14 protein-coding genes and 1 pseudogene are annotated in these 15,164 nt (G+C 39.0%); 10 read left to right on the top strand and 5 right to left on the bottom strand.

Features of this window, described 5'->3' with window-relative positions:
- The first annotated feature begins 162 nt into the window (after positions 1–162).
- Positions 163–357 (top strand): DUF2795 domain-containing protein, encoded by a 195-nt coding sequence (locus IQ264_RS18405; RefSeq protein ID WP_193982259.1) that lies wholly within the window; start codon positions 163–165, stop codon positions 355–357.
- 123 nt (positions 358–480) lie between these two features.
- Here the strand turns inward: IQ264_RS18405 and IQ264_RS18400 are convergent, their stop codons facing one another.
- The gene (locus tag IQ264_RS18400; RefSeq protein WP_193982258.1) at positions 481–1,191 is read right to left on the bottom strand and encodes an ABC transporter ATP-binding protein; all 711 of its coding nucleotides are present in this window, start codon (positions 1,189–1,191) and stop codon (positions 481–483) included.
- Between the two features lie 29 nt (positions 1,192–1,220).
- On the bottom strand, positions 1,221–2,024 hold the full coding sequence (locus IQ264_RS18395) for an ABC transporter ATP-binding protein (RefSeq protein WP_193982257.1): 804 nt from the start codon (positions 2,022–2,024) through the stop codon (positions 1,221–1,223).
- Positions 2,025–2,163: 139 nt separating this feature from the next.
- Here IQ264_RS18395 and IQ264_RS18390 point away from each other — a divergent pair, with 139 nt between their 5' ends.
- Positions 2,164–2,544, top strand: coding sequence for a hypothetical protein (locus IQ264_RS18390; RefSeq protein WP_193982256.1), 381 nt, complete (start codon positions 2,164–2,166; stop codon positions 2,542–2,544).
- A gap of 54 nt (positions 2,545–2,598) precedes the next feature.
- Here the strand turns inward: IQ264_RS18390 and IQ264_RS18385 are convergent, their stop codons facing one another.
- The 3 genes from IQ264_RS18385 to IQ264_RS18375 all read right to left on the bottom strand — a co-directional run bounded on the left by IQ264_RS18385 (position 2,599) and on the right by IQ264_RS18375 (position 5,745).
- A complete protein-coding gene (locus IQ264_RS18385; protein WP_193982255.1) occupies positions 2,599–3,525 on the bottom strand; it encodes a branched-chain amino acid ABC transporter permease in 927 nt (308 codons plus the stop codon).
- Between the two features lie 6 nt (positions 3,526–3,531).
- Entirely contained in the window at positions 3,532–4,482 is a 951-nt protein-coding gene (locus tag IQ264_RS18380) for a branched-chain amino acid ABC transporter permease (RefSeq protein WP_193982254.1), read from the bottom strand.
- A gap of 72 nt (positions 4,483–4,554) precedes the next feature.
- A complete protein-coding gene (locus IQ264_RS18375; RefSeq protein ID WP_193982253.1) occupies positions 4,555–5,745 on the bottom strand; it encodes an ABC transporter substrate-binding protein in 1,191 nt (396 codons plus the stop codon).
- 303 nt (positions 5,746–6,048) lie between these two features.
- Here IQ264_RS18375 and IQ264_RS18370 point away from each other — a divergent pair, with 303 nt between their 5' ends.
- From IQ264_RS18370 to IQ264_RS18335, 8 genes and pseudogenes are all read left to right on the top strand, one after another.
- Complete coding sequence (locus IQ264_RS18370) at positions 6,049–6,282, top strand: ATP-grasp domain-containing protein (protein WP_193982252.1); 234 nt, start codon at positions 6,049–6,051, stop codon at positions 6,280–6,282.
- Positions 6,283–6,372: 90 nt separating this feature from the next.
- Complete coding sequence (locus IQ264_RS18365; protein WP_193982251.1) at positions 6,373–8,004, top strand: efflux RND transporter periplasmic adaptor subunit; 1,632 nt, start codon at positions 6,373–6,375, stop codon at positions 8,002–8,004.
- Between the two features lie 73 nt (positions 8,005–8,077).
- Positions 8,078–8,296 (top strand): annotated as a pseudogene (locus IQ264_RS33045) (DUF29 family protein); the annotation flags it as partial.
- A gap of 75 nt (positions 8,297–8,371) precedes the next feature.
- Positions 8,372–11,491 carry an efflux RND transporter permease subunit gene (locus IQ264_RS18355; protein WP_193982250.1) on the top strand — a complete coding sequence of 1,040 codons (3,120 nt, stop codon included), beginning with the start codon at positions 8,372–8,374 and terminating at the stop codon, positions 11,489–11,491.
- Positions 11,492–11,633: 142 nt separating this feature from the next.
- Positions 11,634–12,131 carry a hypothetical protein gene (locus IQ264_RS18350; RefSeq protein WP_193982249.1) on the top strand — a complete coding sequence of 166 codons (498 nt, stop codon included), beginning with the start codon at positions 11,634–11,636 and terminating at the stop codon, positions 12,129–12,131.
- Positions 12,132–12,142: 11 nt separating this feature from the next.
- Positions 12,143–12,835: a two-component system response regulator RppA gene (rppA, locus tag IQ264_RS18345; protein ID WP_193982248.1), complete on the top strand. Its 693-nt coding sequence runs from the start codon at positions 12,143–12,145 to the stop codon at positions 12,833–12,835.
- Positions 12,836–12,967: 132 nt separating this feature from the next.
- Complete coding sequence (rppB, locus tag IQ264_RS18340) at positions 12,968–14,308, top strand: two-component system sensor histidine kinase RppB (protein ID WP_193982247.1); 1,341 nt, start codon at positions 12,968–12,970, stop codon at positions 14,306–14,308.
- 158 nt (positions 14,309–14,466) lie between these two features.
- Positions 14,467–15,072 (top strand): glutathione S-transferase family protein, encoded by a 606-nt coding sequence (locus IQ264_RS18335; RefSeq protein WP_193982246.1) that lies wholly within the window; start codon positions 14,467–14,469, stop codon positions 15,070–15,072.
- Positions 15,073–15,164 lie beyond the last annotated feature (92 nt).

The following is a 15,164-nucleotide window of genomic DNA, read 5'->3' as shown; positions in this document are numbered from 1 at the left end:
CCTCCCCACCTCCCCACTTCTTCCCTTGGAGCGTTTTTGTATTCCTTTGGAAAGATAAATGCTATGTATGGGTGTATCGCCAGTAGGATGAGTCAGTAAGATCGCAGAGGTAGTCTAAAGAAGCAAGTTTAAAAGTTTCTTTAATACTTCAGGAGAGTGACAATGGCTAAAGTAAATCCTGTGCAATTACAGAAAGATTTGAAAGGAATTAATTACCCTGCAAGTAAGCAAGATTTAGTCAAGCACGCTCAGCAAAAAGGAGCGGATGAAAAAATTTGTGCCACTTTAGAAAAATTACCCGATCGCGAATATGAAACTCCGACTGAGGTTAGCAAAGCAGTGGGAAAAATTGAATAGTAAATCTGAGCTTTAGGACAGTTAATTCGCTGTATTATATTCCTTGTTATAGTAGGTGTCAGGAGTGGGAAATTAGAGATGTTAGCTTCTATTTTTTATCTTCTGATTCCTACTATAAAAGTATTAGCCTAAGTAAGCTTTTTTCACTTGTTCATCTTTGAGTAAGTCAGCAGCTTTTCCTGATAAGGTAATACAACCAGCTTCTAAAACGTATCCGCGATCGGCATTTTCTAAAGCTAAATTGGCATTTTGTTCAACTAACAGGATAGTAACACCTGTAGAACGAAGATTTTGGATAATTGTAAATATTTCCCGGACAATGGCAGGTGCAAGTCCTAAACTAGGTTCATCTAATAATAATAATTTGGGACGACTCATTAGGGCGCGTGCGATCGCTAACATTTGTTGTTCTCCACCGCTAAGAGTCCCCGCTAATTGCTGGCGACGTTCTGCTAAACGCGGAAAGATTTCAAACTGATGTTTAATATCTGCTTTAATTTCTGCTTTATCATTATGAATATAAGCACCTAACTCTAAGTTATCTAGCACAGTTTGTCTAGCTAAAATGCGTCGTCCTTCAGGCGAATGGGCGATTCCCAGTTTGACTACTTCATGAGGTTGGCGACGGTTAATATTACGCCCTTCATAAATAATTTCGCCATTTTTAATATTAACTAACCGAGAGATTGCCTTTAATGTTGTGCTTTTTCCCGCACCATTAGCGCCGATTAAAGTGACAACTTCGCCTGTACTGACAACTAAATTAATATTTTTTAAAGCTTGAATACCGCCATAGTTAACAGAAAGATTGTTTATTTCTAAAAGTCTAGACATAATTAATTCAAACCTATTAATTAAAAGTTCTAATCATCTCCTAAATATGCTTCAATTACAGCTGGGTCATTTCTGACCACCGCAGGTTCGCCTAAAGCAATTAATTGACCGAAATCTAATACAGCAATTCTGTCACACAAACCCATTACTAGGGGAACATGATGTTCTATTAAAATGATAGTTAAATTGAAGCGATCGCGAATTTCCCGAATAAATTCACTCAGTTGATGTTTTTCATTAGGATTCATTCCAGCAGCGGGTTCATCTAACAATAAAATTTGTGGTTCTAAGGCTAAAGCGCGGGCAATTTCTAAGCGACGTTGATCGCCGTAGGGGAAGTTTTTGGCTTTTTCGTTAGTGCGATCGTTCAACCCCATCATTTCCAGCAATTCTAAAGCCTTTTGTTTCGTTTCTTTCTCTTGCTGATTAGCCACAGGTAAAGCCAACATACCCGACACTAAAGCAGCTACAGGATGAATATTTCTGCTGTGAATATGTCGCCCAATCATCACATTTTCCAAAGCCGAAAGTTCACCAAACAAACGAATATTTTGGAAAGTGCGAGAAATACCTTTACTAGCAACTTGGTGGGGACGAAGTTGGGAAATTTTCTCACCTTCATAGATTAATTGTCCGCTAGAAGGCGGTAATAAACAGGTAATCAAATTAAACAAAGTTGTTTTTCCTGCACCATTCGGGCCGATCAAACCAAATATTTCATGTTTTTGCACAGAAAAAGAAACATTATTTACCGCAACTAAACCACCAAAGCGACGAGTTAACCCTTTGGCTTCTAGAATTGAGTTGTCTTTCGATAAAACTTGTTGACTCATAACTCCTAAGTATATCTTGGGAATGATGCACTCGATCGTCAAATGCACCTCCTTAAAATTTTCTAATTAATTCTGCTGAGTAATTCTTATGCTGTAGTATTGTTTGTTGACTGCATTTTAAAAATCTGGAGAAATAACCATGAAATTTTCATCCAATCATCAAAAACTGACAGCATCTTTGGTATTATTAGGAGTTTTAGCACTTACAGCGTGTGGACAAGGAAATGAAAAAGCTGCTGAGACTACTCCTGCTAGTCAAACACCTGCTACTACAAATACTCCCGCAGTAACTCCCGCAGCAACTCCCGCAGCAAATACAACTGCCACTACCGCAGGCGTTTCGCCAAAAGGAACTGACTGTCCTAGTGATGCACCAATTAAAGGTGTAGATACTACAAAACGCGGTAAAATTTACCACACAACTACCTACCCAGATTATAAAAAAGTGAAAGCAACTATCTGTTTTAAAGATGTTGCCTCAGCAGAAAAAGCTGGTTATAAATTGCCCCAAGCAAAATAGGTTTTTGTCATTAGTCATTGGTTATTAGTTAATTATCAAATCATTAACCAATGACTACTGTTCCTGTCGTTTAATTTTCTTCAATAAATCGGGAGTTACTAAACCTTGAGGGAAAAAGATTGTTCCCAAAACGATTAACACACCGAAAACAATTAAGCGCCCATCTCGTAATAATTGCGCCAACCAAATTGGTAAACCTGGAGTCTCTGCAACAGCCCGTAAAATTTCTGGTAAAGCAGTAAATACCATACCTCCTAACACTGGGCCAACAAAAGTTCTACTACCACCAATTAACACCGAAGTTAAGTAAATAATACTAGCATCAAAAGTCCCTTGTCTCGCATTCCAAGTATTCAAAAAATGAGCACTTAATGCTCCAGCAACTCCAGCTAAAATTGACCCTAAAGTAAAAGCTAAAACTTTATAATAAGTAGGATTAATTCCCATTGCACCAGCAGCTAATTCATCTTCTCGAATTGCCACAAATGCCCGACCAAATCGGATAATTTCCAAGCGATATAATAAGAACATACTAATTAAAAGTAAAGGCAACGCAACCCATAAATACTCAATGGGAGAAGCAAAAGGTTGCGGAATACCAAAAATTCCCACTGCGCCACCTGTAATTTCTAAATTCAGCGATAAAACCCGCAATATTTCTACAAAAGCAATAGTCGCCAGTGCTAAATATATTCCCCTAAGTCGCAATGCAGGAATTCCTACTAAAACGCCCAATATGCCAGAAACTATTGCAGCAATTAGCATTTCCAATAACAACAAAGGGATGGGGAATGAACCTTCATTAGTGGGGAAAACTTGCGTCGATAAAATAGCGGCGATATATCCACCTAACGCATAAAAACCGGGACTAGCTAAAGACAATTGCCCTGTCATTAATGGTAAATAAAGCGATAGACCTAGTAATGCACCTAGTACCATCGAAACAATTAAAGGGCCATAAGTGTTCAAAAATTCAGCCATTATTAATTAAACCTTTTGAATTAAACGTCTCCCTAATAAACCTTGGGGTCTAACTAGCAGCATAATAAATAATATACCAAAAGCCACCGCATCTTTATAAGCAGAATATTGCCCAGGAACAAATGCTTCTACTACCCCAATTAATAGACCTCCTAAAACTGCACCGGGAATGCTACCTAAACCGCCTAAAACAATCACCGCCAAACCTTTTAAACCGAAAGCAATGCCAAAATAAGGCCCTGCAATACTTACACTAGAACCGACTAAAGTTCCAGCTACTCCAGCGAGGAAACTACTAATAAAAAACGTGAGAACGATAAAACCATCGGTGTTAATTCCTAACAAACTAGCAGTAGTTGGATCTTCTGCCACAGCCCGCATTGCTTTACCGTATTTCGTGTAATTAATAAAGTAAGTGAGAATTGCTAAAACTAGCACAGAAACCAGAAAAATTACGATTTGTACTGTGCGAATAGGAATAGGGTTTTCCCCAGAACCAAAGTTAATAGAGGCAGGTAAATTACCAAAAGTATTTCCCGGAAAAGTGTAGTTTTCTGCACCTACTAAATACTGAATTAAATTGACAACTATTAAGGCTACACCTAAGCTAGAAACTACTGTTAAAAGTGGATCGGCCCCTCTACGGCGTAAAGGACGAAAAGCGATTCTTTCAATAGCAACTCCCACTAAACCTGCGATGATGCTACCTAAAATTAATGCCAAAGGAAAGGGTAATTTAATTGGTAATGCAGCATTAGCTAACAAACCATTAAAACCAAAAGCTTCTCCCATCAAAGCATAAGTTAAGTATGCACCAAGGGTAAAAATTGCCCCGTGAGCAAAATTAATGATGCCTAAAATAGAGAAAATTAACGTATATCCCAAGGCAAAAATTGCATAGATGCTGCCAATGGATAAACCGTTAAGTAATTGTTGAATAAATAGGGTTAAGTTCATGTTGTTAATTAGTCATTGGTTATTGGTCATTGGTCATTGGTTAAGTTTTACTCAATTACCAATGACCAAGAACTATTTTGGCACAGAAGCGAATTTGCCATTATTACCATTAGCATCAACTTGCAATTGTGCAACGTAAAAATCTTTCTGAATCACATCACCAACAGGTGTAAAAGCAATTTCACCCAAGGGAGTATCGTACTTGCGAGTCAGTAATTCTTTGTTCAACTCAGTACGTAATTTATCCAAGGACATTTTGGCAATATCACTTCTTTTATCCACAGCTTTAAGGGCTTCTACAAACACTTGCACAGCTGCAAAAGCTTGGGCGCTAAATTGGGGTGGTTCTTTTTTATATTGTTGCAGATAAGCTGCACGAAAAGCTTGATTAACTGCGTTGGAATGTTGCGGGCTGTAAGCTTGGGCGACTAATACACCATTACAACTTGCTTTACATACGGCGAAAATATTAGAAGTATTGAAACCATTTCCGCCAATAATAATGCCTTTGTAACCCAACTCTCGCAATTGACGCACTAAATTTCCGCCATCGGCAGCTAAACCAGAAATAACAATTAAGTCTGGTTTTAAGTTAATGGCGTTAGTTGCTTGGGCTTGAAAGTCAGTATCAGTTGTGAGAAACTTTTGCACAGTAACAATGTCTAAACCTTTATCCTTTAAGGTTTTTTGAAAAATTTCGGTTTCAGATTTGTTAAAGGCATCATTTTGAGCGTAGAAAACCGCTACTTTTTTGATATTAGGATTTAGCTTCAAAGCAGTGTTAATGGAATTGGGGGCGACAATAGAAACTGGGGCAGAAACACGGGCAACATAATCACCAATTTCAGGAATACCTTTGGCAGTATTAGAAGCAGCAAGTACTGGAACTTTTGCCCGTTCAGCAACAGGGTCAGCACTAAAGGCTTGTTGGGATAAAGTTGGCCCGACAATGCCGACAACTTTATTCTGATTAATCAGAATTTGAAAAGCGTTTATCGCCCCTGTTTCATCGCCACCAGTGTCTTGTACTATTAGTTTAATTGGAGTACCATCAACGCCACCTTTGTCGTTAAAATATTTCTCAGCTATTTTGGCACCTTGAATGCCTTCTTGTCCTAAAAGGGCGACGTTACTTGTTTGGGCTAAGGCAACTCCTATAGGAATGCCTTGAGAAATTGAACTTGTTTGTGTGTTTGAGTTAGTTTGAGTGCAGGCTGACAGGAATAAAGCCAAGCCTGCAAAAAAGGCAGTAGTTTTTTTCATAGTTGGTAACTATCTACGGGTGGATATATTTTATATGATTTCAGATTTCAAATTATATAATCAGGAAAGGCAAAAATATCTAAAAAATGTCGAGCAAAAATACTTAACTGCATCTGACAAGACAAATACCCAGAGATCGAGGTACTGAGTTTGAGTAAAGCTAGAATACGATCGCAAAACCATACTTATCTCTAATTGTGCCATTGTGCGATCGCATCTCCGTTGCTTCCATCAAGCAAAATCAGCAAAAACCATAATAAACTAGAATTTAATTAAAATATTTAAGTAAACAGGAACTTTACGATGTTATGGGTTATTCAAGAAAACTTATGTTTGGATACAAATATTGAGCCTGATGCTTACGAATTTGCCTTGCGAATGATTGCAGTTTGGCAACCTTCAAGGGCTTTCGTATTTGATATTGCTTTAACTCACGAAGGCTATAAGATTGTGGAAATAAATTGCATTAATTCAGCAGGTTTTTATGCAGCGGATGTAAGTAAAATAGTAAATGCTCTACAGACAATGCAATGTTAGATAGAACGCTAGAGAAAAATTTCATCTTGGTTTCATTTTTATGTGAAAAACTTAAACTTCAGTTGCTCCCTTGTACTCAAGACATTCCCCATGATGCGCCGAGCTAATCGTTCTCAATTTTATGCACCGCTTTTGAGTCTGCTGGTACTAACCACTCCGACAGTTGTTTTAGCTCATGCTGGACATGGTGGACATGAATTTCAAAGTGGAAATGAAACTACGCAATCTTCTGAGACGATTCAAGTTGACGCAGAAACAGCAAAACGGCTGTCAATTAAAGTAGAACCAGTGAAACGACAACTGTTAGCTGTTAGCATTAAAACCACTGGGCAAATTGAAACTTTACCTAGCAAAAAAGTTGAGGTAACTACGCCGATTTCTGGGGCGAAAGTTGTTGAGTTGTTGGTTGAGCCTGGTGCTTTTGTAAAAGTAGGGCAACCTTTAGCTGTTTTAGCTGCGCCTGATTTGGTGGAACTGCGCGTTAACTCTCAGGAAAAACAAGTTGAGGCGCAAGGGGATTTGCAAAAAGCGCAAGCAGATTTGAAACTGGCGCAAGAAAATTTAGTGCAACAGCGTCAAATCGCTGCGGCTGATATTCAACAAGCTAGCACCGAAGTTAGGGTGGCGAAAGAAAAGTTTCAGCGCGATAAAGAGTTGGCAAGTGCGGGGGCGATTCCTCGACGCACAATGTTGGAGTCGGAGGCGCATTTGCGAGAGGGTGAGGCGCAACTGGTGAAAGCGATGAGTCGTCGGGAAGTTTTGGCTGCGGAGGCGGAACTGAAACGGGCTCAAACTGCGGTTGAGGTGGCTAAGTCGCGCTTGGGGTTGAGTGAAACTGCTTATCAAACAAGGTTGCAACAACTGGGAACTCGCCCTAATGAGAAAGGTTTGGTGGTGGTGACGGCGCGGATTTCTGGTGTGGTGGTGGATAGGGAGGCTACGCTGGGTCAGGCTTTTGAGGATGCGGGTGGTAAACTGATGACGATCGCAGATGATAGTCAAGTTTTTGCCACTGCAAATATTTATGAAAAAGATTTAGATAAAGTTAAATTAGGTCAACGTGCAATGGCAAGATTCGCTAGTTTACCTAATCGCACATTTAACGGCAGAATAACAGTTATTGGCTCAGTAGTGGGAGGGGAAACGCGAGTTTTACCTGTGAAAATCGAACTAGAAAATCTGAGCAAAGAGTTAAAAACGGGGATGTTTGCTGAGTTAGAAGTTTTCACAGCTCAAACAGCAAAACCTATTTTAGCGATTCCTGTTTCAGCGATCGTTGATGCGAATAATAAAAAACTGGTTTATGTGCAGAATGGTAATGCTTTTCAATCTGTAGAAGTTACTTTAGGTGAAACTTCTGGGGATATGGTGGAGGTAAAAACTGGTTTATTTGAGGGAGATTTGTTAGTAACTCAGCGTGCGCCACAACTTTATGCTCAATCTTTGCGCGGTGGTAACTCAAAAGTTAAAAGTCAAAAGGAAGAAGTTAAAAGTAAAGAGGAAGTTTCTGCAAGTAAGAATTTAGAATTGAAGATCAACAATGTTACGCCTTTTTGGTGGGTGATTCCGGGGGGTGGTGCGATCGCATTTGCTGCTTTTTGGTTAGGTCGAAGAACCAAACCTCAGATAACATCGACATCTAATGGAATAGTTTATAGTAGCAATAATGAGAAAGGTGAATTGTCTGTGTTGGGGAAGGGTGAGAGCGATCGTTCTGTATGATAGAGAAAATAGTAGCGAACACCAAATACTAGAGAGGTTAATAAATGTCAATAGCTAAGAAAATTTTAATGGTTGGGAATTAACAATTCTCGAACAAAGACGACAAATTAAAAATTTATTGCAAGATTCTCCTAGCTTAAAACCATATTTAGCACAAATATTTTCAGAAGTATATAAAGATGCGCTAGAGGAAGTTGAAGTAGAGTATAAACAAACAGATTTTCCTGAGAGTTGGATATTTGATATCGAAACTGATGTACTTTTATCTAAAAAATATTGGCAGGAGCAATAAATTTCATCCTGATTTCATTCGGCTGTGTGAATGATTGAGAAAGGAATTCTCCGTACTGACACCATTACCTGATAAATGTTCAGCACAATTCTCAGATGGGTAATCGATCGCAGATGGCTAGTCGTTATCGCTACCGTTATCATTACTCTGTGGACGATTTACGTCATTCCCCAAATGCAGCTGGATGTCTTCCCGCCCTTTGCACCTCCCCAAGTGGAAATTCAGACGGAAGCACCCGGACTCGCACCCGAAGAAATCGAATCTCTGGTGACATTACCCATTGAGAGTGCAATTAACGGAACGCCAGGGGTAACAGCAGTGCGTTCCTCTTCAGCTGTAGGGCTTTCGGTTGTTAAAGTTATTTTTGACTGGGGAACCGACATTTATCAAGCTCGGCAATTGGTGACAGAACGATTGCAACAAGCGATGAGCAAACTGCCAAAAGCAGTGAAAACACCGCAACTTTCGCCAACTACCTCTCCTGTTGGCACCATTCTTACTTATGCTTTTACTTCCGAAACTACACCTTTAATGGAAGTGCGGCGCATCGTTGATTGGCAAGTAACAAATCGCCTTTTAGCTGTTCCCGGTGTAGCGCAAGTAGTAGCTTATGGTGGCGATGTCCGGCAATATCAAGTATTAGTTGATCCCGCAAAGTTGAAAGCTTTTGATGTGTCGTTGCAGGATGTCACCAAAGCAGTACAAGCGGCTAATTCTAACGCTCCCGGTGGTTATTTAATCACTCCTGATAAAGAAACTTTAATCAGAGGAGTTGGGCGAATTGAAGCATTAGAAGATTTGAAATATTCTGCCATTACTTCGCGCCAGGGAACGCCCGTCCGCATTGCTGATGTAGCAGATGTGCAAATTGGTGCAGCTATTAAGCGAGGTGATGGTAGTTTAAATGGTCAAAAAGCAGTTATTGTATTGGTAAATAGACAGCCTAATGCTGATACTCCCACTGTGACGAGGGCAGTAGAAGCGGCAATGAAAGAAGTGCAACAATCTCTTCCCAAAGATATTAAAGTTACTGTTACGTTTCGTCAGGAAGAGTATATTAATTCTTCGGTTGAAAATGTGCGATCGGCATTAGTTGAAGGCAGCATTATTGTTGCTGTAATCCTGATTCCATTTTTGATGAATTGGCGAACTCTTACGGTAGTTTTGCTAGATTTTTTTCTGACTTGGCTATTTGGATTGTTATTCATGTATTGGATGGGATTGGGGTTAAATACGATGACTTTGGGAGGGTTGTCAGTGGCAATTGGTACAGCCATTGATGATGCCATTGTTTATGCTGAAAACACCTACCGCAACTTGAGAGAAAATAAACTATCTCTTAATCCCCGCCCAATAATGGATGTAATTTTTGATGGCAGCAATGAAGTCCGCGACTCTTTAATTGGTGCTACGGTAATTGGCATTGTCGTCTTCTCACCAATTTTTACTTTGCCCGGTGTTGAAGGTCGAATTTTTACCCCAATGGGAATTACTTATCTGGTAGTTGTGGTAATTTCTAGTCTGGAATCTTTGCTGATTTCTCCAGCTTTGTGTGCCATCATTTTACCTAGCAAAAGAATGAGAGCAAGAGAACCTTGGTTGCCGAGATTTGCCAAGCGAGTTTATAGTTTATTTTTAAATTTTTCGATGCGTCATTCAGGCATCATTTTAACTTTGGCTAGTGCGGCAATGGTAGCAGCATTAATTATTTTGCCTTCATTTGGTCGATCGTTCTTACCTGAGTTTCAAGAACAAACATTAGTTAATACCATACTTCTCTATCCCGGCGTATCTCTTGAGGCGACAAATAGTGCGGGATTTGCGATCGAAGATGCGCTAAAAAATAACCCTAATTTTAATTATGTTCAGGTACGTTCTGGACGTGCCCCAGGAGACAGCGATGCAGCGGGAGTAAATTCAGCGCACATCGATATGGGTATTAGTGAAGCGGGAATGAAAAACCGGACAAAAACTTTAGAATTACTGCGAGAAGAATTTGCCAAATTACCCGGAGTAGTACCCAATATCGGCGGGTTTATTTCTCACCGTATGGATGAAGTTTTATCGGGTGTTAGGAGTCAAATTGCTGTAAAAATATTTGGTTCTGATTTAGAGAAACTGCGAGAAATTGGTGCCAAAGTTGAAGAGCAAATGAAAACAGTTGAGGGAATTGTAGATTTGCAACTCGAACCTCAAGTTCCGATTCAACAAATACAAGTAAAGTTCGATCGCCAAGCTGCTGGCAGATACGGTTTAAATGTGGGAGAATTATCAGAAATTATCGAAACTTCTTTGAATGGACAAGTAGTTTCTCAAGTGTTAGAAGGGCAACAAACCTTTGATTTAGTTGTGTGGCTGAAGCCGGAAGCGCGAAATAATTTGGAAACAATTCAAAACTTGTTAGTTGATACTCCTACTGGTAATAAAATTCCTTTGGCTCAAGTCGCTAGGGTGCAATACGGAACTGGCCCAAACACGATTAACCGCGAAAATGTTTCCCGATTAATTGTCGTTTCTGCGAATGCTAAAGGAAAAGATTTGCGATCGGTTGTGAATGAAATTCAAGCCAAAGTTAAGCAAAATGTTCAAGTGCCTTTTGGTTACTTTATTCAGTATGGAGGTCAATTTGAAGCTGAACAACGAGCTTCACAAAATATTTTGGTGTTTAGTGCGATCGCATTTATCTTTATCACCGTCTTAATGTACCTCTCCGTCAAATCTATTGCTTCAACAGCAATGATTATGATTAATTTGCCGATCGGATTAGTAGGAGGAATCGTTTCTGTAGCTTTAACTGGAGGAGTAATTTCTGTAGCTTCTTTAGTTGGCTTTGTTACCTTATTTGGTGTTGCTACCCGCAATGGTTTGTTATTAGTAGATAACTACAATACCAAGTTTGCCGAAGGAATGCCTGCTAAAGATGCAATAGTTAAAGGTTCAATGGAACGGCTTAATGCTATTTTAATGACCGCTTTAACTTCAGCTTTGGGCTTAGTACCTTTAGTAGTTGAAGGAGGAGCGGGAAAAGAAATTTTACAACCGCTTTCAATAGTTGTATTGGGTGGATTGTTTACTTCAACAGCGTTAACTTTATTAGTTCTTCCAGCACTTTATTCTCAGTTTGGTAAATTATTAATCCCGAAACGAAATCAGCAAGAGGATGAAGTAATAATCAGGGATGAAATTAAAGTCTGATGAAATAGCTTATCTCTTTCCTTTGTTTCCTTCGTGTCTTCGTGGTTCCATAAAAAAGATTTTTTGAACCACGAAGACACGAAGAACACGAAGAAGAAGAAAGTATAAAAGGTTCAATTGTTTTATTCTAGGAGCAACAACCATGAAATCTGTCAAATTTTTGTTAATAGTTATGGGCAGTTTAAGTTTGATTTTATTAGGAGCTTGTAGTAATAATAACCAAGCTACAAGCCCAGAGATTAGTCCAACAAGTGCGAGTTCACCTGAGTCAACTGCACAACCAGCTAATGCTACTAAAACTGAGTCTTCTGGTCATGCAGCAACACCTTTAAAAGGTGGTCAAGTTGTCGAATCTGGCCTTTATCATTTAGAGTTTGTCCCAGAGAAGGAAAGTAAGGGTTTTCATCTGGATTTTTACTTGCAAAAAGGTGACAATCACGAAACTGTTCCCAATGCTAAAGTAGTGGCTCAAGTTCAGTTACCTGATGGAGTCCAAAAAACTCTTCCCCTCACTTATGATGCTGAGGGAAAACACTACGCAGCACTACTTTCTGAAACTACACCGGGTCAGTATAATGTAAAAATTACTGCGGATATTGATGGGAAAAAGGTAGACGGACGGTTTAGTTTTAATCGGTAAATTCTGATTGTATGAGAGTTCTGTTAGTCGAAGATGAGTTAGATTTAGGTGCTGCTATTAAGCGAATTTTGCACCAAGAAAAGTATGTGGTTGATTGGGTACAAAATGGGATAGAAGCGTGGAACTATTTGTCAGATGAACAAACACAATATACTCTGGCTATCTTCGATTGGTTATTACCAGGAATCTCAGGATTAGAGTTGTGTAAAAAAGTTCGATCGCAACACAACCCCCTACCAATTTTAATGCTTACAGCTAAAGATCATGAGCAAGATAAAGTTGCTGGGTTGGATGCAGGCGCAGATGATTATTTGGTGAAACCTTTCGGAATGGCAGAACTTTTGGCGCGGTTAAGAGCTTTGCAAAGGCGATCGCCTCAACTCCAACCGCAAAAACTGACAGTTGGTAATCTAACTTTAGATTACAGTACTCGCACTGTTTGTTTTCAAAATACTAGGAATGAAGCGCAGGTGATTTCTCTAACTACTAAGGAGTTTCAACTGTTGGAATATTTTATGAAACATCCTAATTTTGTTCTGAGTACCGATCAGATTCGGAATCAGTTGTGGGAAATGAGTGCAGAACCAATTAGTAATGTTGTGGCGGCGCAAGTGCGTTTGTTGCGGCGCAAATTAGCTGCTAGCGGTTGTCCTGATTTGATTGAAACTTTACATGGTATGGGGTATCGTTTTAATCCTAATTAACGCAATTTGTTAGTTATAAATATTGTCGGTGCGATCCCCCCTAACCCCCCTTAACAAGGGGGGAACCAAATTCAAAGTCCCCCTTATTAAGGGGGATAATGGGGGATCTAAAATTAGGAACTTGAGTTAACTATGAATCAAAATAAACTATTTAATCGAACTCGTACTCGTTTGGCTTTGTCTTACGCTGGAGTGATGGGTATAATTTTAAGTTTGTCGGGATTTGGTGTGTATGAAGCGATCGCTCATGCTCATCGTGTAGCGATCGATCGCGAATTAGAATCTGTAGCCGGAACGCTTCATGACAGCATTGAATTAAAATTAAATCAACCCGGACGTTTGGAACCTATTGTTGAGGAACTTTTACCAAATCTTTGTTTAGCAGGATCTAGCTGCATGACAGATCAAGTAAGTTCTTCTCGCCACATTCTCAGTGCTATTAATCAAGGCGATTATTATATCCGATTTTTTGATTCTTCAGGACAATTAATTGCTATAGCTGGTGTTCATCCAGAGGGATTACCTTTAATATTAAATAAGCAAAACTGGCAAATTATTAAAGATAGCAAAGGCAACTTTTATCACCAAATTTCTATATCTTTGCATACCCATGATAATCGTGATTGGGGTTACTTCCAAGTAGGTCGAAGTCTAAAAGATTTGAATGATTACCTCAATAATGTGAAATGGATTATGAAGTTGGGATTGCCAACTACTTTGATTTTAGTAGCTGTTTCTAGTTGGTGGTTAGCTGGGTTAGCAATGCAACCAATTTATCAATCATACAAACAAATCCAACAATTTACAGCCGATGCTGCTCATGAGTTACGCACACCTTTAGCGGCAACACAAGCAACTATAGAATCAGTCCATTCAATATCTAACTTAGATGAACAAGAACTCCAAGATATCCTGGAAACAATCGGTCGGCAAAATCGACGACTGATTCAGTTAGTCGCTGATTTGTTATTGTTAGCTCGTTTGGAACAACAAGTTGCACCAAGACAATTTCAACTTTGTTGTTTGGATGATATTGTTAACGATTTAGTCGAAGAATTTGCTGCTTTAGCACTCTCGAAATCAGTGAATTTAACTGCTGATATCCAAGTCAATAATTCACTCAATGTTATGGGTAATGAAGAACAACTTTATCGCTTAGTTTCTAACTTAATTATTAATGCTATTCAATATACTCCGGCTGATGGTCAAGTCACAGTTATATTAGATAGTATTGATAATCAAGCTTTAATTCAAATTCAAGATACAGGTATTGGTATTCCACCTGCTGAACAAACACTAATTTTCGATCGCTTTTACCGCATAAATAGCGATCGCTCTCGTCATACAGGCGGATCGGGATTAGGATTAGCGATCGCAAAAGCAATCATTCAATCCCACAAAGGTAGCATACAGCTACAAAGCGAATTAGGCAAAGGTAGCACATTTACTATTAGATTACCCTTAGAATATTAAAGTGACTAAACCAACAGTTGTGATAAATTTAATTTTTATTAACCAAGTTTTTCGCTACACTACCATATTAGTCAGTTGTCATTTGTCATTGGTAAATTTATTCACCAATGACAAATGACAACTGACTAATCACTAATGACAAATCATCAGGAAAATATATGATTGACCTTTACACCTTCACAACTCCCAACGGTCGCAAAGCTTCTGTTATGTTAGAAGAAGTCGGTCTTCCTTACAATGTGCATAAAATTGATATTACCAAAGGAGAACAATTTACACCGGAATTTATTGCAATTAATCCCAACAGCAAAATTCCTGCCATTGTAGATCGAGAAACTAATATTACTGTGTTCGAGTCAGGGGCTATTCTAATTTACTTGGCAGAAAAAACCGGAAAATTGTTACCAACTGATCAAAAAAATCGCTTTCAAGTTTTGGAATGGTTAATGTTTCAAATGGGTGGTGTCGGGCCAATGTTTGGTCAATTAAACCACTTTAAAAAGTTTGCCCCAGAAAAAATACCTTATGCGATCGAACGTTACGAAAAAGAAACCTTGCGCCTCTATAGTGTATTAGATCAACAATTAGCAGATAAGGAATTTATCTGCGGTGATTACTCTATTGCAGATATTGCTACTTATCCTTGGGTAGCAATTTATGAATTTCAAGGCTTAACTTTAGATAATCACCCAAATCTTAAACGTTGGGTGGAAGCAATGCAGCAACGTCCAGCCGTACAAAAAGGAATGAAAGTACCAAGTTAGTCATTGGTCATTGGTCATTGGTCATTGGTCACTAGTCATTTGAGAAGATTCAATTGTTATTTACTAATGACCAACGATCGATGACCAATTAC

This window comes from [Phormidium] sp. LEGE 05292 (genome assembly GCF_015207735.1).
Lineage (GTDB): Bacteria > Cyanobacteriota > Cyanobacteriia > Cyanobacteriales > Aerosakkonemataceae > Floridanema.
This window is presented reverse-complemented; position numbering and strand designations above follow the sequence as displayed.